Annotated in this window: 14 protein-coding genes; 7 read left to right on the forward strand and 7 right to left on the reverse strand. The window is 35.9% G+C overall.

Annotated features, from left to right (window positions below):
- Positions 1-374: 374 nt before the first annotated feature.
- The 6 genes from rlmN to lptC all read right to left on the reverse strand — a co-directional run bounded on the left by rlmN (position 375) and on the right by lptC (position 7,456).
- The gene (rlmN, locus tag U736_RS0100710) at positions 375-1,601 is read right to left on the reverse strand and encodes a dual-specificity RNA methyltransferase RlmN (RefSeq protein WP_012754451.1); all 1,227 of its coding nucleotides are present in this window, start codon (positions 1,599-1,601) and stop codon (positions 375-377) included.
- 42 nt (positions 1,602-1,643) lie between these two features.
- Positions 1,644-2,147 (reverse strand): invasion associated locus B family protein, encoded by a 504-nt coding sequence (locus U736_RS0100715; protein WP_026500150.1) that lies wholly within the window; start codon positions 2,145-2,147, stop codon positions 1,644-1,646.
- Positions 2,148-3,958: 1,811 nt separating this feature from the next.
- Positions 3,959-4,423 (reverse strand): PTS IIA-like nitrogen regulatory protein PtsN, encoded by a 465-nt coding sequence (gene ptsN, locus U736_RS0100720; protein WP_012754449.1) that lies wholly within the window; start codon positions 4,421-4,423, stop codon positions 3,959-3,961.
- Between the two features lie 911 nt (positions 4,424-5,334).
- On the reverse strand, positions 5,335-6,129 hold the full coding sequence (lptB, locus tag U736_RS0100725; RefSeq protein ID WP_012754448.1) for an LPS export ABC transporter ATP-binding protein: 795 nt from the start codon (positions 6,127-6,129) through the stop codon (positions 5,335-5,337).
- Between the two features lie 6 nt (positions 6,130-6,135).
- Positions 6,136-6,735: an LptA/OstA family protein gene (locus U736_RS0100730; protein WP_012754447.1), complete on the reverse strand. Its 600-nt coding sequence runs from the start codon at positions 6,733-6,735 to the stop codon at positions 6,136-6,138.
- A 76-nt stretch (positions 6,736-6,811) separates the two neighbouring features.
- On the reverse strand, positions 6,812-7,456 hold the full coding sequence (lptC, locus tag U736_RS0100735; RefSeq protein ID WP_012754446.1) for an LPS export ABC transporter periplasmic protein LptC: 645 nt from the start codon (positions 7,454-7,456) through the stop codon (positions 6,812-6,814).
- A 184-nt stretch (positions 7,457-7,640) separates the two neighbouring features.
- On the opposite strand from lptC, the gene ihfB reads away from it, so the two are divergent.
- The 7 genes from ihfB (at position 7,641) to U736_RS0100770 (ending at position 13,546) form a co-directional block, all read left to right on the forward strand.
- The gene (gene ihfB, locus U736_RS0100740) at positions 7,641-7,919 is read left to right on the forward strand and encodes an integration host factor subunit beta (RefSeq protein ID WP_012754445.1); all 279 of its coding nucleotides are present in this window, start codon (positions 7,641-7,643) and stop codon (positions 7,917-7,919) included.
- A 7-nt stretch (positions 7,920-7,926) separates the two neighbouring features.
- Positions 7,927-8,223, forward strand: coding sequence for a lipopolysaccharide assembly protein LapA domain-containing protein (locus U736_RS0100745; RefSeq protein ID WP_012754444.1), 297 nt, complete (start codon positions 7,927-7,929; stop codon positions 8,221-8,223).
- A gap of 171 nt (positions 8,224-8,394) precedes the next feature.
- Entirely contained in the window at positions 8,395-9,330 is a 936-nt protein-coding gene (locus U736_RS0100750; RefSeq protein ID WP_012754443.1) for a class I SAM-dependent methyltransferase, read from the forward strand.
- A 2-nt stretch (positions 9,331-9,332) separates the two neighbouring features.
- Entirely contained in the window at positions 9,333-10,187 is an 855-nt protein-coding gene (locus tag U736_RS0100755; protein WP_026500152.1) for a TrmH family RNA methyltransferase, read from the forward strand.
- On the forward strand, positions 10,177-10,680 hold the full coding sequence (gene lspA / locus U736_RS0100760) for a signal peptidase II (protein ID WP_012754441.1): 504 nt from the start codon (positions 10,177-10,179) through the stop codon (positions 10,678-10,680). Before U736_RS0100755 ends, lspA begins: the two co-directional genes overlap by 11 nt.
- Before the next feature lie 1,116 nt (positions 10,681-11,796).
- The gene (locus tag U736_RS0100765; RefSeq protein WP_012754440.1) at positions 11,797-12,570 is read left to right on the forward strand and encodes a Bax inhibitor-1/YccA family protein; all 774 of its coding nucleotides are present in this window, start codon (positions 11,797-11,799) and stop codon (positions 12,568-12,570) included.
- Positions 12,571-12,682: 112 nt separating this feature from the next.
- Positions 12,683-13,546, forward strand: a complete 864-nt coding sequence (locus U736_RS0100770; RefSeq protein WP_012754439.1) for an endonuclease/exonuclease/phosphatase family protein — start codon at positions 12,683-12,685, stop codon at positions 13,544-13,546.
- Between the two features lie 5 nt (positions 13,547-13,551).
- Here the strand turns inward: U736_RS0100770 and polA are convergent, their stop codons facing one another.
- Positions 13,552-16,461 (reverse strand): DNA polymerase I, encoded by a 2,910-nt coding sequence (gene polA, locus U736_RS0100775; RefSeq protein ID WP_012754438.1) that lies wholly within the window; start codon positions 16,459-16,461, stop codon positions 13,552-13,554.
- Positions 16,462-16,688: the final 227 nt, after the last annotated feature.

Genomic DNA, 16,688 nt, shown 5'->3' on the forward strand with positions numbered 1-16,688 from the left:
TTTCGTGTGTGAGGCGAAATCTTTTTAAAGAACGTAATAAACAAAAGAGTGAGGCAATACACAATCTCCACTTTTTAAAAGATATTACCGTAGATGCTTTTAAAAGTCATAAAATAGAATTAAAATGTATGATAATAATATGGAAATTAGTTAAGACCCTTAAGACTTCATATTGCCTCTAAATGAGGTTTCCTCCTTATTTTAGAAATTACGCAAACAGACTGCTATATACAATATTTCTCCCCATTGAGCATATAAAAGCTGAAACTGTTCGTCTAACACTTATCCATCTTAATCTCTGTCTCACACATGCTATTATATGCTGATTTACTGAAAAAAAGCATAGGCTTTAATATCGCAGAAAGTTGCATTAACTAATGACCAATGGCATTTTCAAGTCGCAAACGTTCAGATTTCCGTAAACGCTCTGAAGCTGATTTAAGTTGTCCACATGCCGCTAAAATATCGCGTCCACGCGGTATCCGAATAGGAGAAGCATAGCCCGCTTGATTAACGACATCAGCAAAACGCTCGATTTGCTCCCAATCAGAACACTGATAATTGCTCCCTGGCCACGGATTAAAAGGGATTAAATTGATCTTAGCAGGAATCCCTTTCAATAACTTAATCAATCGCTTAGCATCATCTAAACTATCATTGATATCTTTCAGCATAACATATTCAAAAGTGATTCGTTTTGCATTGGAAAGACCAGGATAATTACGGCAAGCCTCCATTAGTAAAGCAAGCGGATATTTTTTATTAATGGGAACAAGCATATCCCTTAATGTATCGTGTACTGCATGGAGTGAAATCGCCAACATAACACCAATTTCTTCTCCGGTTCGGATAATTCCAGGAACAACCCCACTGGTTGAAAGCGTAATCCGACGTTTTGATAAAGAAAGCCCGTCGCCATCAGAAGCAATCAATAAAGCTTTTTTAACAGCTTCAAAATTATAAAGAGGTTCTCCCATCCCCATCATAACAATATTGGTAATTTTGCGACCTTCAATGGGAACTATTGCCCCATCAGGGGTATTTTTATCAGGAAAATCACCCAAACAATCACGTGCAACCAATAATTGTGCCAAAATTTCTTCCGCAGTCAGATTGCGAACAAGCATCTGCGTTCCCGTATGGCAAAAAGAGCAAGTTAACGTACACCCTACTTGCGATGAAAGACATAAAGTACCACGTCCTTCTTCAGGGATATAAACCGTTTCAATTTCAACAGGCCTTCCAGCTCCACGTGCAGGAAAACGTAAGAGCCATTTACGCGTACCATCTTTTGATATTTGTTCTCCAACAATTTCTGGGCGCGCAATGGAGAAATGACACTTAAGTGTTTCTTGCATTGCTTTAGAAATATTCAGCATCTCATCAAAATTTGAAACGCCACGCACATAAAGCCAATGCCAAAGCTGACGCACACGCATACGCGTTTGATGCTCTGGTACACCAACTGTCTTTAAAGCCTGCACCATCTCATCTTGCGACAAACCAATTAAAGAGAGCTTAGAACTCTCCTTCACGACCACATTATCTGTTTCTCGCGCAAAACATGAACCAACTGGTCTAAGGTCATAGGAAATGGCCATTGCTTTCCAATTCACATCACTATTTTAGAAATTATCGAAACCTTAATGGCACTTTTGAGCTGCATTTAATGCAGCAGTGACCCCTTTTAAGGAATAAGTATAAGTGGTATGCGTTCCTCGTTTTGATATCGCTTTCACTGTCATATTGCTTCCTGCACGCATAGCAGAAACAAGCTGCTTTTCTAGCTCTGATGAAGCCAACCAAGCTGAGGAATCTTTCGTGAAAAAATCAAAGTCCTTACCTCCAATGGTCACTGTCACTCTCGACCCTTCTTGAAGGGTATAACCAGCCATAAACTGCGGTTCAAACGAAATAGGTGAATGAGAACGCTTGGTAACCAAGAAAAAGTTATCACCATGATTAACTGTCGTTGGAAGAGCCTTCAAAGGTACCGATAACACATAGCAAATCGTATTTTTGGGCGATTTATAAGAATAGGCTCCCCACGCTTCAAATTGATTTAAACGGCTTGGCGTTTGTGCATATGCCACGCCCGCTGTAACAAAAACCATTACAGATGCAGCAATAACAGTCTTTTCAAACATCTTCATTTAGCTCACTTCTTTAGTCTCTAACAAGATTCTCTTCATTGGAAAAATTCAACAAAAACTCCTCGATATTCATGTGTTATTGTCTTAATTCCTTCAATAAGCGAAATATTTTCACACTAACCAGAATAGATTTCCACGTTCCATTGTGACCTTTTAATCGTTACCAAAACATAAACTTCTTATTCAATAACCACATTAAAAAATAACATCTTCATTTTATGCTACTCATTTCGTTTTTGTATAAAAAACGGTTTCTTTAAGCTATAGAACTTCAAAACGAGATGAAAATATACCATCACTCTGTTAAGAAATAAACCATACTCTTTATGTCACATTATGTCACAAGCAATCTGATGCAAAATTTTGAAAATACACCCCGTACTCCCCGCAAAAAAGCTTAATCGCCTTACGGATATCACTTCTCGACTTTATGCATTCAATACATTTATGTTCGCAAAATACTCCATCTTTCACCCATTATAGTGCATTCATACTTCGTATTCAATATCGTCCCGATAACACTTTTTCTCAATCTTCAAAATATCTTGTAAAAATAATAAAATATTATCAAGATATTAATAATAAAACATAAAGAATTCAGATTCTATCTCAATAATCACATACCACTTTGTTTCTTTTGATCTTATTTCCCTATATATTTTATCTCCAATTATTAATTTCTAAAATGATTTTAGTAGCTTATAATAGCTTAATCATATTATTTTAATACGTTAGACGACATTTTCCTTTCTGTTATAAAAAACTTCCTAAGAATTCTTTTGAAAAGTTTCCTTCTCTTATTTCTAAGTAATTTATCAACAAAAATATAAAATCTTTTTCTACAGCAATTTTAACCTTATCGTTTTTTAACAACATTTTAATCAATTAAAGTGGATCTGAATAAATCTTCCCATGCACAAAGCTGTTTCACCCAACCTAAAGCTATAACTTTCATTTTTACCGTACAAAATTGTTTTTTAGCATGGGCTCTATAAAACAGCTGACATCTAAATCATATCTATAAAATAGTTGACCTCCCCACTTGTGAAGAAGCAAACCGGCACCATAACACTATTTTCCAGCTCCCAATGTTTTGCTACAACCCTCGATACTTGAGACGATTCATAGGAAGCATTTTTACCCTTTCTTGTACAGTTTTTATCCACACGCTAATTCCATTTACAACATGCAAAATAGTGAATTATATTTATAAATCAATATCTTGCTATACTGAGGATACACTCTTATTTCTTCTTGAGCATTAAAATATTATCCCTAAACACTCAAACTCAATTTACGAAAAAATTCGATGCACAAATAAATTTTTCTGTTGATTTCTTTCCCGCTTTCAAAGGACAAAGATTCTTAATCCAATCTGGACTGAAAAAGTCTGGATTCTTGTCGAGCGGTCTCCTCTTGTCTTCCCACTTATGTGATTTACCTAACCAAAAGCTCTACAAACAAGTCCTGCTTAAGAATATTTACCACACATTCTAAATGCATTTAATGTATTAAGAAGACTTACATGCCTTATCTCTCCACACCTCAAATGATGGCTTTTTACAGTACAACAGGATAAATGAACCCACGAAGCATAATGATTAGATGCTTTAATATACAAGAGCAAGTAACAAAAACAAGTACTTCGTTTTTGTTACTTGCTCTTTAAAAAGAAGGTTCGCTTAGAAACGATTTCTCAAAATTGCATGACATAACCTTTTGTTATCAGTCTTTTAAGATAAAAATTATATTATTTTCTACGTTCCGTGGTGTATACCTTGCAACTTATACACTCATAATATCTTCTAAGCTGCATTTGATTCTGAAGTTTGAATCAGTAAAGCATAAAGCGCATTAGCATTATGCGTATTGCGCAATTTTTGCACAACATCAGTGTGACGCAAAACACGTGCGATCTGTGATAAAGCCTTTAAGTGATCTGCACCAGCATTTTCAGGTGCTAAAAGGAGAAAAACGAGATCTATAGGTTCGTCATCAAGAGCTTCAAAATCAACAGGACTTTCAAGACGTGCAAATATACCAATGATCCGATTAATATCAGGTAATTTTCCATGAGGAATCGCAATACCTCCACCCAACCCCGTTGAACCAAGCTTCTCGCGTTGTAAAACAACATCAAAAATCACATGCTCACTAAGACCTGTTAGCTTGGAAGCTTTTTCGGCTAAAATTTGCAGAACCTGTTTTTTCGAATTAGCCTTAAGAGCCGGAATGATCGCTTCCGGTGCTATTAACTCACTCAAATTCATACTTTAATTTTCCTCTTACACGCTAAAATGCTCATCAATAAACCTATAAACGGTATAGATACTTAACGTTCTTTCACTTTTCGCAACATCGCATGTGTTTTTACTTTTCAATTTATAATGGGTGATGGCTCAATACATCTCATATCACTTCTAACACAACAATAAATAGTATTCGGATCATCATTAACGGCATGAGAAACCAAAGAAATGAAGTTGTTCATAAAGTTAATTTCCTCACGACTCTAGAAAAGGTCATTATTCATAAATTTATTAAACTTGTCATAAGAGTTGATGTATAATTCGCCATCAGAGTTTTTCTTTCTTTAAAAATGAGCCCTTAAATTAAGATGAAAAGCATACTGAGCAAAATGGACCTTTACTTTGAAAATTACTGTATAGCTTGAACATCGCCTTATAACAAGAATATAAAGGTTTTTAGAGATTTAATGATTATTTTGAAAGGTTTATAGATTTATCCTGATATCTTTAGCCGAGCTCCTATTTTCAAATAGGCCATATAAACCAATAAAATACAACAACTCCTATTGAATAACCGCAATATATAACCGGTGCTCTCATCAAAATACCTAAAACAGCATCATCGATATATTATTTGATTCGACAGAGAAAAATATGATAAATATCTCTTACCTTTCAATAACACACGCATTTATTGAGAGCTTCGTTTATCACTCATTATCAAGTTAATCTAGTGATATCTTTTCTATGATACAATCATGAGCAAGCTAAACTTATAAAACAACAAACTAACCCTCTAATGATGAAGTCTTTTTCACCACTCAATAACAGCATTAAGGTTATAGTCATAAAAGAAGTTTTGGCATAAATAAGGAGATTTTCAGTAATAATGTTTGGTTAAACTTAAATGGAAACTCGTGAAAGCTGTAAAATCAAAGAGAAAACTGATTTCCCAAATAAATTCTGCGTACATCAACGTTGTTGATAATATCATTAGGACAACCGTGAACTAACACCCGCCCTGTATGAATAATATAAGCGCGATCGACAAGCCCTAATGTCTCACGCACATTATGATCCGTTATTAGAACACCAATGCCACGCCTAGTTAAATGACGAATAAGTTGTTGAATATCGAAAATAGCGATAGGATCAATTCCTGCAAATGGTTCATCAAGTAACATAAAATGGGGACGAGAAGCTAAAGCGCGCGCAATTTCAAGTCGCCGACGTTCACCTCCAGATAACGAAAGTGCAGACATTTTACGTAAATGATCAATTTTAAATTCATGTAAAAGGCTATCTAACTCTTCACGTTGTTTAAGGCGATCTTTTTCAACGACCTCTAAAACAGCTTTAATGTTATTTTCTACTGAAAGACCACGAAAAATAGAAGCTTCCTGTGGAAGATATCCAATACCTAAACGCGCACGTCGATACATCGGAAGATGCGTAATATCAAATCCATCAATTTTAATGGATCCTCCATCAGATTTTATGAGCCCCGTAACCATATAAAAACAAGTTGTTTTACCTGCCCCATTGGGCCCCAAAATGCCAACGGCTTCTCCCGTACGAATGCCAAAAGAAACACCATTAACAGTTCGTCTTCCTCGATAAACTTTAATCAAGTTACTGGCAATCAAGGTCCCTTTTAAGGGATTTTTTGAAGCTTCACTTTCAAGATTATACCTATCGGTCTGCTTTTTTCTTTTGATTCCAAACATGAAATCTTAACGGCCATTCTTTTGATTTTGTTTTAAAATAATAGAAACACGACCTTTTTTTTTAGGCGTCTCACAACCTTCTAAAAAAGCCTTTCCGCTTTCCATATTTGCCGTTAGTTTGCACCCCGTGGCCACATTGTCACCATCAGTTAATACAACATGACTCCCTGTCAAACTCATCATTTTTGACTTTCCATCAAAAACGCCTTTGTCACCCGTAGCAATTTGCGTAGCAATTTTTATATAAACTTTTCCTAAAGCTTCCATTTTTTGTATACCCGACGAACCAAATAAAGAAACAGATGATGCCTTTGTATCTTCCTTGTTTTTATCAATTTCTTTATATGCTTTATCGTAGTAAACAACTAATTTTGCCGTTCTTAAAAGACGTTCACCTTGCACCACTGAAACATCACCTTTAAAAAGCGCTATCCCTTCTTTATCACGTATTTCCAAAGAATCTGCATGAAGTTCTACCGGTTCTTTGTCGCTTGATAAACTTATTCCAAAATGGGCCACTTCAGCATATCCTAAAACTGCTCCTCCTCCTAACATTCCCATGCTAAAAGCCAAGGTCACACCTATCCATCTTTTGTACGATTTCATTATTTCAATTCTTCTGTTTGTATATACACATACTTCTCTTTATAAATATCCTTTGAAGATTCGTATTGATCTTGCGTCATTGCTTTTGAAGCACTAAATGCACACCACCATGGAAATACATGTTTTTTCCTTTTTCTCGAATTTGTAAGGCATTTGCGGCAAGATGCAAACCCGCTTGCTGAATATTAACACGTTGATCTGTTTTTAACTGTCCCTCGGATAAGTTAATACTCGCTGACATAAATTGTACCATGATCCCATCATTCGTCGTAATGGTGAATGGCTTGTCCAACTGTAAAAAACCATTAATGTTATCGTAAACCCCCCCTTGTGCTGCGAGAAAAACCTGTTTTTGTTGGCCCATAAATGCTTTAGCTGTAATGTTTTGCAACCCAATCATTCCAGAGTGTGTATGGTCTTGAAATGCCTTTTCTGCTTTAAGCCAATAAGGTTCATGAGCACGCGTATACCCTTCTAACTTTGGATTGAGCATTGTCAAATTCACCACGCCACTTTCTTCATTATTCAAAGGCATAGAATCAGAAGTAACGGGAACCAAGAAAAACGTAAACCAGCAAAAAACCAGCGCTGAAATTAACGCTAAGAGAGGTAAAAAAATTTTTAATACGCTAATGCGACGCGAATGACGGGATGCTTTTTTTAAAACATCTCCAAAAGATGATTGCGTTGAAAAGGCTTCATAATTATTGTGTACGGACATACTCTCCTAATCTCTTAAATACTCCGCATTTTTAATCTGTATAACCTTTATAGAAGGTATTTTCAAATTTTGTTTCTTGCAATTTGTTTTTTCTTGGTTTTATTTTGCTTTTATCCGTTTATATATTGTAATATGCATGAAGTGCACAATTACAAAAAAATTTTTGTGTGAAAGTGAGGCTATTGTGGTAAAATCAGAGCTTGTGCAAATTATCGCTCGTCATAACCCGCATCTTTTTCAACGGGATGTGGAGAATATTGTAAACGCTATTTTTGAGGAAATTTCAACAGCACTTGCAAATGGCAATCGCGTTGAACTTCGTGGATTTGGAGCTTTTTCTGTAAAAAGCCGTTCAGCCCGTAATGGACGTAATCCACGAACAGGTGAAGCTGTTTCTGTTGAAGAAAAGTGGATTCCTTTTTTTAAAACTGGCAAGGATTTACGCGACCGTCTTAATCAGTGAGAAACTTATGATAATTAAACGTATTCTTCTAACAAGTATCGGTGTGATTCTTGCAGCTTTTTTGATTGTTTTTATCGTGGCTAATCGGCAAATGGTTCCGTTAACCCTTGATCCTTTTCGAGCAGATTCTGAAAGTTTTACTTATCATGCTCCCCTCTTTATATGGCTCTTTATTTTCTTTGGTTTTGGTATTTTATTAGGAAATCTGATCAGTTGGTTTTCCTATCACAAATACAAAAAAGATCTCAAAAAAAGTAAAGCCGAGATCGAAAAATTGAAAACATCTATCACAAATCTTGTGTAATTGGTATTTTAATTAAATCTTTTCTCTCTGTATTTTATATTCAGTACAGAGTTAAAAGTGCTCTTTTCTTTTTTATACATATTTTAATTGGCTTTAGCTCTTTTGCACTTTTACTAAACACTTAAGAGCTTTATAATATATTTTCATACCTCATATACCGTGATACAAAACATGCCCGCACAATGCTTTCAATCCTCCTCCCATAACAATAGATATCCGCAGGAAAAGTTGCCACTTATTTTAGAAACAGGTGTAAGTGAAAACTATGCTCTCATTGATTCTGGTCATGGACAAAAATTAGAACGTTATGGAGCTTACCGCATTATTCGACCAGAAGGTCAAGCACTATGGAAACCCGCTTTACCACGAAAACAATGGGCTAATGTTGATGCTATTTTCACAGGAAACCGTGATGAAGAAGGGGTTGGTCGTTGGCATTTTCCTAAAAAGCCACTTGATGAAACATGGACTCTTTCTTGGAATGGATTGTTTTTTCTAGGCCGTTTTACTTCCTTTCGGCATGTAGGGGTTTTTCCTGAACAAGATGCTCATTGGCGCTCTATGGAAGAACAAATTGTTAAAGCCGAACGTCCTATAAAATTGTTGAATCTTTTTGGCTATACAGGTATTGCCTCTTTGATTGGGGCACGAGCGGGTGCGAATGTTACCCATGTTGATGCTTCTAAAAAAGCCATTGCGTGGGCAAAAGCTAATCAAGAAAAAGCAGGATTACCAGATCATTCTATTCGCTGGATTTGCGATGATGCTATGAAATTTGTCGAGCGTGAACTGCGTCGTAAGAAAAGCTATGATATGATTCTTCTTGATCCCCCTGCTTATGGGCGTGGACCCCATGGTGAAATTTGGCAACTGTTTGATCATTTACCCGCTATGATCACAAATTGTCGTAAACTTCTCTCTGATAAACCGCTCTCTGTTGTCCTTACAGCTTATTCTATTCGTGCTTCCTTTTTTGCACTTCATGCTTTAATGCGTGATGCATTTGTAAATCTTGGTGGTACGGTCGAATCAGGAGAACTCATTTTGCGTGAAGAAGTTGCAGGACGTGCTCTTTCTACTTCTCTTTTTAGCCGTTGGATTGCTTGAATATGTGTAGACCCAAAACTGGTAGAGTGAAAGAAATTACCTCTCTTAGCAACCCCATCATAAAAGACCTTAAAGCACTTAGCCAAAAGAAAAACCGTAATAGAGAAGGTCTTTTCATGGCAGAGGGATTGAAATTAGTCATTGATGCTCTCGATCTCGGCTGGACAATACAGACGCTTATTTTTTCTAAAAGTAAAATTGGTAATGCTGCTATCGAAAATACTGCCGCACGTGCTGTAGCCAACGGTGGTTTTGTTATTAAAGCCTCACAAAAGGTTATGGAATCACTTACCCGACGCGATAATCCACAAACAGTTATTGGTATTTTCAAGCAAAAATGGCACCCTTTTGAAATGATAAAAGGACAGATTAAAGATGTTTACATCGCGCTTGATCGTGTACGTGATCCTGGAAATCTTGGTACCATTATTCGAACCGCTGATGCTGTAGGTGCTAAAGGTGTTATTTTAATTGGCGAAACAACAGACCCTTTCTCGCCTGAAACAGTTCGTGCAACCATGGGATCTATTTTCTCTGTACCACTTTATCGTCTTGATGAAAGCGCCTTTTTAAACTGGTCTGCTCACTTTAAAGGTATGATCGTTGGAACACATCTCAAAGGATCTCTGGATTATCGCACACTTGATTTCAAAAATGGCCCTATTATCCTTTTAATGGGAAATGAAAAACAAGGATTATCAGATCTTCTTACAAATCGGTGTGATAAACTTGCGCGTATTCCACAAAGCGGACGTGCAGACTCGCTTAATCTAGCTGTAGCAACAGCTGTTATGCTTTATGAAATCCGTCGCCCCTATTTAATACTGGAACCATGTGAGGAAAAATATGATGCGTAAATCACTCCCTTTTCTTCTCTTGGGCTTGGCTTTTACAGTAGTACTTGATCAAGCTGTCAAATACTGGGTTATGCACAATATGCCTTTAGGAACAGAAATTTCGCTTATTCCTTTTCTTTCCCTTTATCATGTGCGTAATTCTGGCATTGCATTTTCGTTTTTTTCTTCCTTTTCTCACTGGGGAATCATCGCCATCACAATCATTGTGATTATCTTCCTTCTACGGCTATGGAAAAATACTGAACATAATAAGTCTTTAATGCGCTTTGGCCTTATTCTTATTATTGGGGGAGCAATTGGCAATCTCGTTGATCGTATTCGCTTTCATCATGTCACTGATTATATACTCTTTCATATTGATGATATTTTTTATTTTGCTATTTTCAACCTTGCAGATAGTTTTATCACTCTCGGTGTTATTGCCATCCTTATTGAAGAATTGCGCACTTGGATGAAAGAAAAACGTCATTCTAACAGTACATCTTCTCATTGATATGCTCATTGTCTTAGAAAACAGAGCTTATTGACCATCATAAGCCTGATTATAAATTGATTTTTCTTGGATAATTCTTGCAGCTAATTGTTTTTCGTGTTTCTTTTCATAAAATTATAAAATCTTATTTTTCAAATTTACACTTCTACACTTGGTCAATGCAAAAGAAATGAACTCAAATAGAAATCAATATTTTTTATCCATATGTCCTCTATCAAATTCAGAGAGAAAATATTTTACAGCATTTAAAGTTCTATTATTTGCTTAGAACATTTGCTTTTCATATGTTTTTTAGTTTTTACAGGTATTGTTTTCTACAGAGCCTTTCTTAAGTGCTTCGTTAAAAAACTCTCCTTTTTTATTTTATATATTGTTTAATAAAAAACATTTTTTCAACTATTTTCAATGGTATCTTGTTAAACCAACCTATTGATTATAGATATAAATTACCTTTTTTATATTGGATAAAAGCCCTTAATAGTCTAAATCTCTTTTATTTGGAATCTGTTCATGTTGAATCCATTAAAACCATGTCTCTTGAAAGACACAAGCAAGTCAATAATCCTGATTGATTTAATATAAACAAATTTGCAACCAGAGAATCTTACGATATTCAGAATATCATTTAACATACAAAAAAGACAGTTTATCATTATATATCAATATGTTAAAAATCAAATTCAATACCTCTTCTAACCATGCAAAACAGGTGCAATATTGAAGGTTGAAAAATAGTGTTATGATTGTTGCCGCTCTTCCCATAAACGCAAAATAGTGGATATTTTATAAAGGATTGTATTACATAGTTTCTGTGAATAATAAAAATTTTTTGAGTATAGTCTTTTTATCTTGTAAAAACATGGCGAAAAATGAAAATATTTTTTATTAAAATGAACCGTTTCCTTACCAATTTGTAAGGTTCCTTCTTCATATAAATCTCTTGTAATTTTTAAATAAATCTCCATAATAAGAGCAAATATGCTGGAATTCTGTCAGTGATTCTTAGGGTTTTTTGTATTTGCCCAATTAAGGCTTATGCCAAGCTTATCTGTGTAATGACAGAGACACTTTTAAAGCCCTATACCTGACGGAACATATGCTAAAGGATTTTATATTATGGCTAATTTTAAAAATTTACGTTCGGCGCCTACTTCTCACGCCGATGCATCAATTGATCAGGGATTGCGCGACTATATGTTGGGTGTCTACAATACAATGGCCATTGGTTTGCTTATTACAGCTGCTGCCGCTTATGTAATTGTATCATTAGCAACGACAACAGATATGAGCCAAGCAGCAGCTCAGATCAATAGCAGTGTTTATTTAACATCATTTGGAGTAACATTTTATACATCGCCATTCTCTTACATTGTTATGTTTGCACCACTCATAGCAGTTTTATTCCTCAGTTTTAAAATTAATACATTGAGCACAAATGCTGCTCGTAGCCTCTTTTTTGGTTATGCTGCTCTGGTTGGTCTTTCACTGTCTTCAATCGTTTTGCGCTATACGACAGAAAGTGTTGTGCAAACATTTGTTATTTCCGCTGCAGCTTTTGGAGCTCTTTCACTTTATGGTTATACGACAAAGCGTGATCTCACAGCAATCGGTTCATTCCTATTCATCGGATTAATCGGCTTGTTTCTTTCCATGATTGTGAACATTTTTCTTGGATCAAGCGCTTTGCAATTTGCTATTTCTGTGATTGGCGTGTTGATCTTTGCTGGTTTAACAGCCTACGATACCCAAAGCATTAAGTTGATGTATTATGAAGGAGATGAAAGCGACACCAGAGGACGTAAAGTTATTATGGGCGCGTTGAATCTTTATCTTGATTTCATCAATATGTTTGTCTTCTTGCTACAATTTCTTGGCTCAAACCGTGATTGATTACAGAAATCATAACTTAATTAAAGAACCTTGTTTCTAAAAGAGACAAGGTTCTTTTGTTTTTAGTGTAAGTCTTTACCCTTTGCCTCTTAGGGACTATCCTTTTCGCAAAATGACAAAAATACCTTATAAGCAAAAATTCCCTTGGTTTACCAGTTTTATCCAACAAAAACTCCATAGCTCCCTTTTAAATGCAATTCACAGCCGCTCTCATCATCAATCAAACATCATCAATCAAAATAGTAATTATGATCTGACTGTTGCTTCCTATAATGTGCATAAATGTGTAGGTGTTGATAAAATTTTTAATCCTACAAGAATTGTCCGTGTTATTACTGAATTACAAGTTGATATCCTTGCTCTTCAAGAAGCAGATAGACGTTTTGGAGAACGCGTCGGTTTGATTAATCTTCAGCTATTAAAAGCTGAAACCGGTTTGATTCCTGTACCTCTTAATACTATGTCACCTCATGGACACGGTTGGCATGGGAATGCTCTTTTTTTGCGAAAGGGATATGTACGTGATACTTTACAAGTCACTCTGCCTAGTATTGAACCACGTGGGGCTGTAATTGTAGAGTTGGAAATGGCAGCAGGCCCTATTCGTATTATTGCGGCTCATTTTGGCTTATTACGTTACTCTCGTAAACAACAAACAAAAATGCTCCTTGAAATTTTCCAAAAACGCTCCCTTATGCCTACACTCCTCATAGGAGATTTTAATGAATGGCGGATGGGAAAAGGCTCATCTTTAAATCATTTTTCTCCCTATTTTGATAGCACTTTTGAAGTTGTACCAAGTTTTCCATCTCGCTTTCCTTTTTTAGCCCTTGATAGAGTTTTTTCTTTTCCCCACCAATTGGTAACAAGTATTGAAAATCATCATTCACCGCTTGCACGCATTGCTTCAGATCATTTGCCTATCAAAGCCTATCTTAATCTTTCCAACGCAATCAACATTCTTAAAAATAAATAAAAAAATTAATGTGCCTCATCCCAATTTTGAGCCGTCATGACTTTTACTTCAAGCGGTACAGATAAAGATAAAATCGGCATTGTAGCATTTTCCATAACATTTTTAACAACAGCCATGGTTTTTTTACTCTCTTCTTCTGGTACTTCAAAAATCAGTTCATCATGCACTTGCAGCAACATTTTTGCTGATAGTTTTTCTTCTTTTAAAGCATTTTCCATCTGTATCATAGCGCGGCGAATAATATCAGCCGCGGAACCTTGAATTGGAGCATTGATAGCTGCTCGCTCATTAAGAGAACGAATTTTTACATTCTTTGCTTTTATTTCTGGATAATGGATACGACGTCCAAAAATTGTTTCTACGTAACCATTTTCACGTGCAAAGATTTTGGTCTTCTCCATATAATCTTTAATTCCTGGAAATCTTTCAAAATACAGTTGAATATAACGACCCGCTTCTTGGCGTGAAATTCCCAATTGATTGGCTAATCCAAAAGCTGAAATACCATAAATAATACCAAAATTAATCGCTTTTGCACGCCGTCGTATATCTGAATGCATTCCTTCTATCGCAACACCAAACATTTGTGATGCCGTTATAGCGTGAATATCATGCCCTTTAGCAAAAGCTTCTTTTAATGCTTTTATATCCGCAATATGTGCAAGAATACGCAATTCAATCTGACTATAATCAGCAGAAAGTAACACATGTCCTTTGGGAGCAATAAAAGCTGTTCGAATTTTACGTCCTTCAGCAGTCCGCACTGGAATATTTTGCAAATTTGGCTCTGATGATGATAACCGCCCTGTTGATGTTATTGCCAAAGAATAATTCGTGTGAACTCGCCCTGTTTTTGAAAAAATATAAGAAGGCAAAGCATCTGTATAGGTAGATTTTAGCTTTGCAAGTTGACGCCACTCAATAATTTTACGCGGTAAAACATGACCTTCAGCAGCCAACTCTTCTAAGGTCTGAGCAGAAGTTGACCATTGTCCACCCTTAGTTTTAGCGCCTCCAGATAATCCCATTTTTCCAAAAAGGATATCCCCTAATTGCTTTGGCGAAGCAAGATTAAACTTTTCATCAGCTTGTTTGTAAATTTCCTCTTCTAGAATCAAAGCAGCTTGTGCCAATTCTCCTGAAAGACGCAATAAAATCTGCCGGTCAATAAGAATCCCACGTTCTTCCATTCTTGCAAGAACTTCTACAAGGGGTCGATCAAGACGTTCATAAATTTTTGTCATTCCACGAGCAACAAGTTGCGGTTTTAATACTTGCCAAAGGCGTAGCGTTATATCAGCACGTTCCGCCGCATAAAGGGTTGCTTGTTTTAAATCTACTTGTGCAAAAGAAGTAATTTTTTTTCCGTTATGCGTTAAATCTTTATAGGAAATTGGTTTATGCTTAAGCCAACGTTCAGACAAATCATCCATATTATGGGTTAATATTCCAGCATCAAAAGCATATGATAAAAGCATGGTATCATCAAAAGAGCTTATAATAATGTCGTATTGCTTCATCACCAACCAATCATATTTTATATTCTGACCAATTTTTAACACCGATGAATCTTCTAATATTGGTTTTAAAAGTGCTAAAGCTTTTCGGGTCTCAATCTGCGAGGCAATGTGCCCGCCCCTCAAAAGATCCTCTTCTCCTTCATCAAAATGTTCAAGAGGTATATAAGCTGCTTTTTCTGGCTGTAATGCGAGTGAAAAACCAACAAGCTTTGCTTGCATCGGATCAAGAGATGTTGTTTCAGTATTAAAAGCGAAAAAACCCTGCTCTTGTGCTTGTGATAACCAATCTTTTAAAATTTCCTCATCAAGAATTGTTGTATAAGCATCTCTTGTAATTTTTTGAGTCAGCGCTTGATCTTTACGTTTTTGTGCAAAAACTTGTGGAGAATTTTCAGAAAAATTATGAAGAGATGCGCGCTCAGTATTTTTGATATCAGAATCATGCCCGTGGCTCAGTTTTTCCCATTCAACATCTATATCAAGTGCATCAATAACAGTTGCATCGCATGTCGTTGCCTCTGCCACGCGACGCGTTAATGTTGAAAATTCCATCGCTTTCAAAAAAGCAATTAAACGTGGACCATCTTGTGGCTCCAAAATAAAATCATCTAAATCATTATCTATAGGAACATCTGTTTTAAGCCTAACAAGTTCACGAGAAATTTTAACTTGTTCTCTATAAGCTTGAATGTTTTCACGTCGTTTTGTTTGTTTAATTTCTGTTACATTTTGCAACAAAAGATCTAGAGAATCAAACTGATCTAACAACTGAGCTGCAGTTTTGGGACCAATGCCTGGAATACCTGGTACATTATCCGTTGAATCTCCAATTAATGCTTGTAAATCAATCATTTTTTCAGGTGCAACACCCCATTTTTCTACAACTTCTGAGATACCTATATGCTTGTCTTTCATTCCATCATACAAAGATACATGCGTATTTACGAGTTGCATAAGATCCTTATCAGAAGAGATAATGGTTGTTTTTGCCCCAACCTTTGTTGCCAATTTTGCATAGGTAGCAATCAAATCATCCGCTTCAAAGCCTTCCTTTTCAATACAAGGCAAATTAAAAGCCTTCGTTGCTTGGCGTATTAGCGCGAATTGAGGAATTAGATCTTCAGGAGGTTCAGCGCGATTCGCTTTATATTCAGGATAAATTTGTTTCCGAAAAGTATCAGATGAATAATCAAAAATAACAGCAAAATGTGTTGGAACAATACCAGTAGCTGTATTACGAGCATCACAAAGTAATTTCCATAACATATTGCAAAAACCAGCTACTGCTCCTACAGGAAGTCCATCCTTTTTACGTTTTAAAGGCGGCAAAGCATAATAAGCACGAAAAACATAGCCTGATCCGTCAACCAAAAAAAGATGATCTGTTGCTTTCATGACAATTTTATTTCTCCATTTCAGCTAAAAACGCAAATTACCCTTATATATTTTTTTCACTTTTATTTTATTTTTTTCACTTTGCCTCTAAAAAGCCATTTTTTCTTTTCATAAGACATGAAGTCGTTGCACTTTATATTAAGTACCTAGAGCTTTTCTTTGCTGTTACAGGATTAATAGCTTTCATTTTGCTCCTCCTATGATAGCTGAGGTACGATGTAGCGACA

Origin of the sequence: Bartonella grahamii ATCC 700132 (genome assembly GCF_000518085.1) — a bacterium.
GTDB classification, from domain to species: Bacteria; Pseudomonadota; Alphaproteobacteria; order Rhizobiales; family Rhizobiaceae; genus Bartonella; species Bartonella grahamii.